Here is a 7,409-nt window from a genome sequence, read left to right as displayed (position 1 = left end):
CCCCCCCCCCCCCCCCCCCCCTCTTCGGGTATGTTCTTCGATTTAAGTATATTTAGATAATAATCTTTTAGTTACTCATTAAATTCCACTATTTATTCAAAATCTTCACATTGTCTATATGCACAGTTGTACCGCCTAGGCTGGAGCAGTACAACCCAATGTCCAGATAGCCTGTTGTAACGGTGATATCCGTCTCAACCAGCCTCCACCCGGTTCCTGCATAAGGCATATCAACATAAATGCTGTCGCCTCCGTAACCAGTGGCCTCCATGCGTCCAATGTCTGGAGCCGTATTGGAAACCTTTATCCAGGCTTGAACGGTATAGGTTCCATTCGGAAGATTGATTCCCTGGTGGATGCTCTGCTGGTATGCACTGCTGCTGTAGAAGTAAACCCGCTTATCGCCGGCATATGGGGACTCTGGCGGATTTGTGCCAGATCCGGAGTCTACTCCATAGGCCACTGCCTGACCATCAGGGTGCCACTCTGTCCAGGCGCTGCTCTGTGAGGTGTCCCGCTCGAATCCGCCATTGTCTACCAAGGGGATCGAAATTGTGGCGTCTGGCTCTGTCTTCACTGACAGCTTGTCCAGATTTACATTGCCGGAGTTGCTGCTGTCGTAACGCAGCGCAACGACATTCCGGCCTTCATCAAGCTCCAGCGTCTGGGTAAGCTCCTGCCACTCGTTCCAGTTTCCGCCGATACTTCCAAAAGAGATTGTCTCTATATAGGAACCGTTGACATACAGATTCAGGTCTTTCGTGGCCTGGGTGCCATTGCAGTAACGGATAGATGCCTCATAGCTTCCGTCCTTGGGAACCGTAATCTCAAACTCAGCGCCCGCACCGGCGGAAGTCATCCCGTCAACAAAGCCGCTTCCGCTGTAATTCCAGTGATCCTGATTTGTGCCGGCGGTGCCGTAGAGCGCGGCGTTCTCGGCCTCTGCGGTGATCACTTCCGGATAGAACGGCACGGTGCAAGAATCCAAGTTGACATAGCCGGTGTCTCCGCTGGCATCCTCATGCTTAAGAGTGATGATGTTGTTTCCTGCCGCCAGCGGAAGCTGCATCAGGCAATCCGCCCAGGTGTCCCAGTGTCCGGTGGAGGGCATTATGGTTTTGCCGATATAAGCCCCATTGACATAGACCGACAGAGACCGCTCTGCTGCATCGCCATTGGCGTACCGGAAGGTGACGTCATAATCACCCGCATTGGCCACCTTAGCATAGAAGGTAACGCCGGCGCCAGCGGCTTCCAGCTTGTCGACAAACCCCGCTCCGGAGTAGCCGGAGTGATTCTGGTTCACAGAGGCCTGCGTGTCTGTAGAAGCGCCAAAAAGGGAAGCATACTCCGCTTCGTAGGTCTGGCCATCCGCATCGACGGGGCTGCTGCCTTCGAGCGTGTAAGTGCTGTTGCTGTCAGAAGCGGCATAGGCCTTGATATAGGTTACATCCCCATACACATCCTTGCCCACTGTCCAGCCTTCTCCAGGCGCCGCTAACAGCGCATTATAGTCATCATAATAGGGCAGGCTCCCGTTGCTGGTAACCTCGGTAGCCGCCTGGCCATGGACGGCCAAGTAATAGTAGTCCAATCCGGAGTTGTGGCTTCCATCGACTGCACCGATCTTCACTTCGGTATTTCCGGTACCTTGCGCGGAGATTTCCTGTGTGAAATACACGCCGTCCTCATAGTCATAGGTTTCTCCATCGTCATCATAATAGCGGAAGCTGGTCTCCCGGCCGCTCGGGAAGATGTCTACCGTCACATGATCCACAGTTTCCTGTCCGACATAGTCCTGCACGTCCTGCGTCGGAATAATGGCGCCTTCTTTGATAAACATCGGAATGTCGGTCCAAGACTCGCTATTGAGGCTGTAGGGAATATACTGGCCGCCCTCATAAACAGTGCCGCGATTATAGTCAATCCAGGTGCCTTCCGGCAGATAGATCCACTTCACGGATTGACCACGTTCTGTGATAGGGGCAACGAGCAGCCACTCCCCAAACATCCAGGCATCGGAGTAGTCAGCCACGTTTTCGTCGTCGGGATAGTCGAACAGCAGGGGATACACCAGCCCCAAACCGGAGTCATAGGCCTCCCGCTCATAAGAATACATGTACGGGATCAGGGAATACCGCTGCTGAATGGCGGACTTGGTCACTTCTTCCGCCGTTGTACCAAAGTACCAAGGCTGGCGCTGTTGATGATTTGTTCCATGGACGCGGAAAACCGGACTCATAGAAGCGAATTGCAGCCATCTGGTGTAGAGCTCCGGACTGGGGTTTTCAATGTTCCCGGAGTTCTGGTTGAAGCCGCCGCCATCGCTGCCCCACTTGGGCTGCCCGTTATTGATGGTGGACAGCATAGCAGCCTTTTGCTCATTTAGTCCAGCCGCCCAAGATACCCGTTCTCCCTTGTAGAATTGGGTTGCCACGTCACCGGACCAGATGCTGGTGGCGTACCTCTGCGTACCGGGATAGTAATTGCGTGCAGTCTGCCAGACACGGACGCTGTCATCGGTATATTCCCGCTGTCCTTCATACATGGCCTGAGAAATAAAGGCTGTGGTAAAGTTGCCGAACCAGTAATCTGCACCATTTGAGGAGACCTTGTCCGTCTCATCGTTCCACCATCCAACGATGCCCCGATCGAAAGCATCCTGGGAGTGGAGCCACCACCAGTTCCGTTCTGCTGCTTTGTAGGGATCGATGCTGCGCACGGTCACAGGCAGGAAGTAGTCTGTGTATTCATAGTGGCCCGGATAGAAGTAGTCTCCGGCCTCTGCGTCCACACCTTGTTCAGTCGGTGTTCCGTCAGAGAGCTTGGTCACTACGCGGGGTTTGGTGATGCCAATCATCTTAATACCCTTGGATTCCATATCCTCCTTCAGCTGCGTGGAGGCCGCAGAGGGGAAGTTATCCGTATTCCAGGTGAATTCCCCGTAATTATCATCGCCATAACGTTTCCAGTCGTAATCAAAAGCATAACCGTCAATCGGAATATTCTTGGCCCGGTACAGCTCTACCATTTCATAGAACTCGTCTTCGTCGATATCCCACTCAAAGTTGGAGAATCCCAAAGACCACTTTGGCATCATGGGAGATGTCCCTGTGATTTTGGAGAAGCCGGCCATAATCTCCTTCGGCTCTCCCAGCATGATGAAATATTCTACGTCTTCTTTCTCGTAGCGGCGGCCCTCCGCCGGCGTTCCCCCATAATAGAATTCCATCTTGCGGTCGGTGGAGTTTGTATAGGGATAGCCGCCGTCAGAGTCCACCAGAATACCATATCCGGCAGTTGACCACATAAACGGGCCGCCGGAATTTCCCTGCTGCCCTGCTGCGGCCGTAGAGCTGTTGTCGTTCCGCAGAAGGTTCCCATTATCGCTGAAGCAGTCAAATCCATGAATACCATACATATTGCTGGATTCAGCGCGTACGAAGCGCACCCCGTCGTGGTAGATGCCTCCGCTCTCTGGTTCCCAGAACAGCGTAGTTCCGTCGGCCTGCATCACCGTCATGCGGCATGGCGTACGGCTGATTTCAATGCGCATGCCGTCTGTCTGGATCACAATGGGATCGCCGGTAATGTCGATTTCCGTTGCCGTAGTGGTATCCCAAGTAAGCTCAGGGTCAATAATCGGGGTGTCTGGGCTGGGTTCCACAGACTCTGGCTGGTAATCTACCCGAAGGATATTGTCTTGGCATACTTCCAACGTAAGCAGATCTGACGCGCTCCCGCCGCTGTCAATCGTCAGTAAAAGCGTATTTCCATCTACTGCGGCGTCCGTCACATTTCCGAGCGCCTCCGATGCGGCCGAAGCAATCGGAAGACCCGCAAACAGGGTACCCAGCATAGCGACCGTCAGCAAGAGGGCAAGCAGCCGTTTTCTTATCGTTCGCATACAGTTCCTCCTTAATAAGACAACAGGGAGGTGCATAGGGAAGCCCCATGCACCTCCCTGTGTTGGTTCAAGTCGTCACTGATTCCGAAGTGAGATACAGTCTAGGTTGATTCCGGCGAAGTTCCCCGCCTGATAGGAAATTGTAATTGTATTTTGCCCCGACACCAATTCGACAGGAACAGATACTGTGTTCCAGCTATCCCAGTCTTGCGTTTTCGGCAGATCGAGCACTATGGACTCTCCGTTTACAAGCAGAGTCCGCTGGGCCGCCTCAGTCCCTGCAGAGTAGCGGACGTCCAGCAGAGCGGTGTCGCCGTCAGAGTTCACAGTAAATGTGACCGCACAGCCTTCAGAGGCAAACTGGTCCACAAACCCCTCACCATAATAGCCTTCGTGATCTGTGTTTACGGCTACATTGGCCTGCTCCGCATGTTCCGCTTCATAGGGAGCCTGATAGATCCCCTCAATCTCAATTTCAGAAGCGTCACCGGCGGCGGTCTTGATATAGACCAGCTTCTCGCTGCTGCTGTAGTAATAGGCCGTCTGAGCAGCTTGGAATTCATCCAAAGTAGCAGCACGCTGGATGGCCTGCCCGTTGACCGTGACACCAGTCGGCTCCGTGCCGAACACTTGCGTAGTGACCGGAATAGCGGCAGCGGGGATAGAGACGGATACCGAGCTGTTCTTAAAGTCCTCGCTGGCGCTTACGGTCATCGTGGACCGGTCGCTGTGGACAAGTGTATAGCTACTATCACCCTTCGGGTATACCCGGAAAGTCAGATTCGTGTAGTTGTCCACATCGTTGCCGATGGAGCCGCCCAATTCATAATCTTCGTTGAGATTCATGGGAATAATGCTCCCATTGCGAACGTAGACAGGGATAGAATCTACATCGCAGTAGTAATTCTTTGTGCCGCCTCCGGCGGTGAGAGCGTTGTGGAAGAAATCAATCCACTCGCCTTCGGGCAGATAGATTTCCTTTACGGTCTGCCCCTCTTCGAGGACAGGTGCCACAAGAAGCGACCGGCCAAACATATACTGCTCTTCTAAGTCGTAGGCTTCCGGATCCTCCGGGAAGTCGATCATCATGGCACGCATCAGCGGGGTGCCATCCTCTGTGCACTGCTGTGCCTCACTATAAATATAGGGCAGAATGTTCATTCTGGTATTCACATAATACCGGAACGTGGGGATGATGGTATCATCTCCGGTGCGCTCCTGCACATTCCAGGGACTGCGTTCCTCGCTGGGGCTGGGATTTGCCTTCTCGCTATGGAACTGCATGATAGGCGCAAACGCCGCTGCCTGGGTGCTGCGCTTGTACAGCTCTGCGGTTGGGAAATCGCCGGTGAATCCAGCCAGATCCCATCCCCAGAATGGGATGCCAGAGATACCAGCACTTAAACCGGCGCTGATCGAATCTTGAAGCGCATCAAAGGTGGAAGACTGATCGCCAGCCCAGAATACGCCGGTGGACTGGACGCCTGCGGTGCCGGCGCGGCTGAAGGTCATACCGGTACCGGTGTTTTCCTCTGTAAAGTCGTAATACGCTTCGATATAGGCATTCGGATACTCATTGCGCATTTCCAGGCCATCGCTTCCGTCGTAGAAGGAGGTATTGCGGCCCCAGACCATTTCACCGCCATCGGTCTTGAAGCCATCAATTCCAATATCATCGAACAGGTAAGCACGCTTAGACATCCACCAGTCCACCGCGTCCGGATTGGTGAAGTCCAAAAGCAGGCTATTGCCGAACCACCCGGAGGATGGGATACGGTATTGGCCTCCCTCGCCGTCTCCGACGGCGTAGCCTTGCTCAATCATGTATGCCTCGTCATTGTCCTTCTGCTCCCAGGCATAATCGGTGTATTTGAGCACAGGAATCTGCCACAGCAGCACCTTCATCCCATTGTCATGGATGGTATCCACCATAGAGGCGGGATCAGGCCATTTCTCGCTGTAGGTAAAGTCACTGCCGGAAAACGCCTCTCCGCCCGGCTTCGCCGTATAGGTGCTGTCATTGAAGATATAGAAGGTGTTTTCGTCGCTCCACTGTTCCAAGACCACTACAGAGGCCGGAATGTCATAGGCCTCTGCGTTTTCTACGGCCGAAAGCACCTCGGACTGTCTATCCCACTCATTGGCGGACATCCAAAGCCCAAATGCCCATTTGGGCATATCCTGGGGCTTCCCACTAAGCTCGGAATAGCCGCCAATCACCTCTTCCGGCGTTCCGCTGATAATATAATAATCCAGCACAGGATCATCACCAGAGGTATTCACGGTAAAGGTATACTGGTTCGGATCGCTGTCTGCCATATCGAACTGAGCGTAATAGGTGGAATCAAGATACAAGCCGTATCCCTTGCTGGAATAGAAAAACGGTACGGCCAGATAGCTTCTTTCGCCCTGATTCTGGTACTGGTTATAAACGTAAATATCCACCGTTTCTCCACGCTTTTCAATTCCGTTATAACGCTCCCCAAATCCGTAAAACTTTTCACTGGAAGGCGATTCATACCTGCCACGGAAATTTTTCACGAGGCCGGCGCCATCCGTCAGCCAGGATAGCTCGCTGCCAGTGCCTCCGTTCTGCGTCAGAAGTTTGCCGGTATCCAAATCCCGCACTTCCACGCCATAAGGCGACTTTGTAACCGTCACTTCAAGTGCGCTGGTGGAAATAATGATGCTATTGCTGTCCTCTTCAATACTGTAGTCAGCAGCCCCTGCCTCGAAGGCCACATCTCCCAGCGGGGAAAACTGGAAGCGCAGGACATCAGCAGATGGGAAGCTGAGCCCCAGCTTAGGCGTAGAATCCCCTTGGTCAGACGTTACATTCAGAACAACAAGGCCATCTTCCTGTGAACCGAGTTCTACAGACTGCGCCCTTTCCCATTCCACTACGTGGAAAGAGAACGGGCCAATAGACTGCGTGTTCTGCCCATCTTTGTCTGCAAAGACGGTATACTCAATAACATCACCCTTTTCAAAAGGACCAATAGCAGCCTCCCAATAGCTGTTGTTTCCGCTGTTGTACTTCCATTCTGCGCCGATATCCGGTTGGGGCTCCCCATTCTTCGTATAGGTGAGCCACACTGACTGTCCTGCCTCCACCGGCCATGTTGTGCTCTTGATATAAATCATCTCACCGGCGATGGGAGTCAGAGGGTATATCTCGGTGGGTTCATGGTCATAGAGATCATCAATGCCATAGGGATTGTGCCATATTCCGTCCAGGGCGAATGCCGGGGTAACCAAAGAAAAACATAGAAGCAATGCTATACAGACTCGAAAAATCTTTTTCAATGCGCAATCCTCCCTTTTTCTTTCGGTAAAACGGTCTGCTTCAGAGTTCCATCGCTCACCTCCTCTGGGTGCGGCTTGTCCGGGCGGTTCTACAAATCGGCGGAGAGCAATGCCCTTAGTACATCAGGTTCTTCTCGGTCTCAGGGTCAAAGAGGTGGATGAGGTCGGGGCGGAAGGCAAAGTTGATCTCGGTGCC

The 7,409-nt window shown here is 53.2% G+C and carries 2 protein-coding genes; both read right to left on the bottom strand.

The annotated features are described in order from the left end of the window. Nucleotides 1–88: 88 nt before the first annotated feature. Entirely contained in the window at nucleotides 89–3,907 is a 3,819-nt protein-coding gene (locus ACESY8_RS19165; protein ID WP_257591978.1) for a TIM-barrel domain-containing protein, read from the bottom strand. Nucleotides 3,908–3,982: 75 nt separating this feature from the next. Next, entirely contained in the window at nucleotides 3,983–7,213 is a 3,231-nt protein-coding gene (locus tag ACESY8_RS19160; RefSeq protein ID WP_434307960.1) for a TIM-barrel domain-containing protein, read from the bottom strand. Nucleotides 7,214–7,409: the final 196 nt, after the last annotated feature.

The sequence above is a fragment of the Clostridium sp. ATCC BAA-442 genome (assembly GCF_964239415.1).
GTDB classification, from domain to species: Bacteria; Bacillota; Clostridia; order Oscillospirales; family Oscillospiraceae; genus Flavonifractor; species Flavonifractor plautii.
This window is presented reverse-complemented; position numbering and strand designations above follow the sequence as displayed.

Bases quoted from the DNA above. Each gene is read 5' to 3' on its own strand.
- ACESY8_RS19165 (WP_257591978.1), bottom strand. From the start codon at position 3,907: ATGCGAACGATAAGAAAACGGCTGCTTGCCCTCTTGCTGACGGTCGCT.